Genomic DNA, 3,118 nt, shown 5'->3' on the forward strand with positions numbered 1-3,118 from the left:
AAGAATTCATTGCCAGCACCGATTTCTTTTTCCGGCCGGTTAACACCTATACCGGCCCCGATGGCTTGTTATACATCATTGACATGAACCGGGGCATTATTCAGGAATCGAACTGGACGCGGAAAGGAACATTTCTGCGGGGCAAAATTGACTATTTCAATATTGCGAACGTAAATCAGCGGGGCCGGATCTGGCGGCTGGTGCACGATGATTTTACGCCCGGCCCGAAACCGCACATGCTTGATGTACCGGCTGCGGATCTCGTCCAATACCTGGATCATCCGAACGGCTGGTGGCGCGACAATGCCCAGAAACAGCTCATTTTACTGGACGATAAAGCAGTGGTTCCGGCCTTACAGGACATGGCCACCGGCCGGAAAAACGCCTCCGCTCTCGGTCGTCTGCATGCCCTCTGGACGCTCGAAGGGCTGAATGCCATTGATAAGCCGGTGCTGCTGACGGCCCTGTCAGACGCCGACCCGCAAATGCGGAAGGCCGCCATCTGGATCAGCGAGCGGTATCTGCATCAACAGGACACCGGGATGATCACCCGCGTGGGCCAGCTGGCCAATGACGCCAATTACGATGTAAAAACTCAGGTACTCTTATCGCTCGGCGCCAACAAGCACCCGCTGGCCCAACAGATCACGCAGGAACTGCTGGCCAAAAATCCGGATAATGAGATGCTGAAGCGGGTACGTTTCAGCCTGGACCGGAACGAAGACGCCAAAAAGTACGGTATGAAACTCGGCAGCTTCCCGGCTCCGGAACGAAAGCTGATCCTCGCCGGCAGTGAAATCTACAAAGGCATGTGCTCGCCCTGCCACGGCAGCGACGGCATGGGGCTACCCACCAACGCGGCCCCGGCCCTTAAAGGCGCCAAGCACGTGAACCACGACCGCGATTTTGCCATCCGTATTCTGCTGCACGGACTGAAAGGCCCGATTGAAGGCAAAACCTACCCGAGTGAAATGGCATCGATGAAGGACAACTCCGACGAATGGATTGCTTCCGTGCTGAGCTACATTCGGTATGAGTTTGTCGGCACGTCGGCGCGTGGGGTGAAAGGCCGTCAATCGGCCGTTGTTCAGCCGGAAGAGGTCAGAAAAGTGCGCGAGGCCTACACCTCCGCCCGCGAAGCCTGGACCATCGACGAACTGGAAAAAAACATCCTGAAATAAAGCGTGAAAGAGCGAAAGAGTGGCCGCTTCGCGGCAAAAGAGCGATTCCTACGGATTCCCTGTTTTGCCCTTTAGCTCTTCACTCATTCGCTCATTCACGCTTTCACTCTTTAATCCATGATCCGTCTATTGTTGCTTTTACTGACTTCGGTCAGCGCATTAGGGCAGCCGGTTCCGCCACCGGTGCGACTGCGGTGTGACCTGCTCCTGAATACGGATGCGGTGAGCCGATCGGGCGAGCGGGTAAACAAGCCGCTGGCAGAGGCCGTCCAACAGCCTGACCAATACCAGTTTGCCCGCATTTTCAGCGTCCGGCCCATGCTCAGCTGGGAACTTCAACGGGCTATTCAGCGGCAGACGGCGTATCGCGTACGGGTGGCTGGCCGGCCAGACTTGCTGATGTCGAACAAGGCCGATGTCTGGGACTCCGGCCGTCAGACCAGCTCATGGACAGCTCTGCGCTACGGAGGAAAACCCTTACAGGCCGGACAGGTTTATTACTGGAACGTGCAGATATGGGATGCTCAGAACAGCGCATCTGTAGTTTCTGCCCCGGTCGCCTTTTATGTTTCGCCACCTGACCCGGCAGAACCGTTCGCCCATCATCCCCTCGTCGCTGACACCGACCCCCCGAAGCTGATCCGGCAAACCGGTCCCGATCGCTGGTTTCTGGATTTCGGGAAAGACGCCCTCGGTCAGTTAAGGCTGCATCTTACCAGCGAGGTTTCGGACAGCATCCGGATTGAGGTCGGTGAGCTGACGGCAAAGCCCTTTACCATCCACACCAATCCGGGACGGAATATCCGTTACCGGCGCATCAGCCTCCGGGTCGAAAAAGGAACGCATGACTATACCATTGACTGGCCGCAGGACCTGAAGCGGAACAGCCGGAATCCGGTGCAGATGCCCGCTTACATCGGGGAGGTGTATCCGTTCCGGTATGTAACGCTGAGTCATGTCAACGGTAAGATCGACCAATCGTCGGTGAGGCGGCGGGTTATCCGGTATCCGTTTGACGACCATGCGGCCCGGTTTACCTCCAGTGATACGGTCCTGAATCAGGTCTGGGACCTGTGTAAATATTCCATCAAAGCCACCAGTTTTACGGGCTATTACGTTGACGGTGACCGCGAACGGATACCCTATGAGGCCGATGCGCTGATCAACCAGTTGTCCCATTATGCCGTGGATGCCGAATATAGTATGGCCCGCCGGAGCATGAATTATCTGATTTATCACCCGACCTGGCCCACCGAATGGAGCCTCCAGAATGTGCCGGTTGCGTGGAACGATTACCTCTATACGGGCGACACAACCCTACTCTCTGCCTTCTACGGCGAGTTGACCAAAAAAGTCCTGATGCCACTGGCAGGCCCCACCGGCCTTATCAGTACGCGGACCGGCAGGCAAACTGATGAGTTTTTGGCGTCTATCCACATCACGAAACCCTTCGATGGTNGGTAACTACATTGGTCCGGAAAAAGAACACAAGGGCGAAACGGACGGCTTTGTCTACAACACCTACAATGCGGTCATCAATGCGTGGTATTACCGCAACCTGGTGCTGATGCAGCAGATTGCCCGCGTGCTTGGCAAGACTGATGACGCACGGCGCTATGAACAGGCCACCAATCAGGTATACAAGGCTTTCCGCACGGCCTTCCGTGATCCGGCCACACGATTAATCAAGGACGGCGACAGTACAGGTCATTCGTCGCTGCATGCCAACATGTTTGCGCTGGCCTTCGGGCTGGTGCCTCAGGAAGACCTGCCGGCTGTGACAACTTTTATCAAAAGCCGCAAAATGGCCTGTAGTGTTTACGGCGCTCAGTTTTTGCTCGATGCGCTCTATGATGCCGGCATGGGAGCCTATGCCTTATCGCTGATGACCGCTACCACCCAACGCAGCTGGTACAATATGATCAGGGTTGGCTCAA

Annotated in this window: 3 protein-coding genes; all 3 read left to right on the plus strand. The window is 56.0% G+C overall.

Annotated elements, in window-relative coordinates:
• The coding region (locus BLX24_RS29750) for a DUF7133 domain-containing protein (RefSeq protein ID WP_374755024.1) at window positions 1–1,181 on the plus strand (1,181 nt) is incomplete at its 5' end.
• Window positions 1,182–1,499: 318 nt separating this feature from the next.
• Window positions 1,500–2,645: a glycoside hydrolase family 78 protein gene (locus BLX24_RS33960; protein WP_445422163.1), complete on the plus strand. Its 1,146-nt coding sequence runs from the start codon at window positions 1,500–1,502 to the stop codon at window positions 2,643–2,645.
• The coding region (locus tag BLX24_RS33965) for an alpha-L-rhamnosidase-related protein (protein WP_445422162.1) at window positions 2,635–3,118 on the plus strand (484 nt) is incomplete at its 3' end. The genes BLX24_RS33960 and BLX24_RS33965, both read left to right, overlap by 11 nt.

This window comes from Arsenicibacter rosenii (assembly GCF_001870735.1).
Taxonomy (GTDB): domain Bacteria; phylum Bacteroidota; class Bacteroidia; order Cytophagales; family Spirosomataceae; genus Arsenicibacter; species Arsenicibacter rosenii.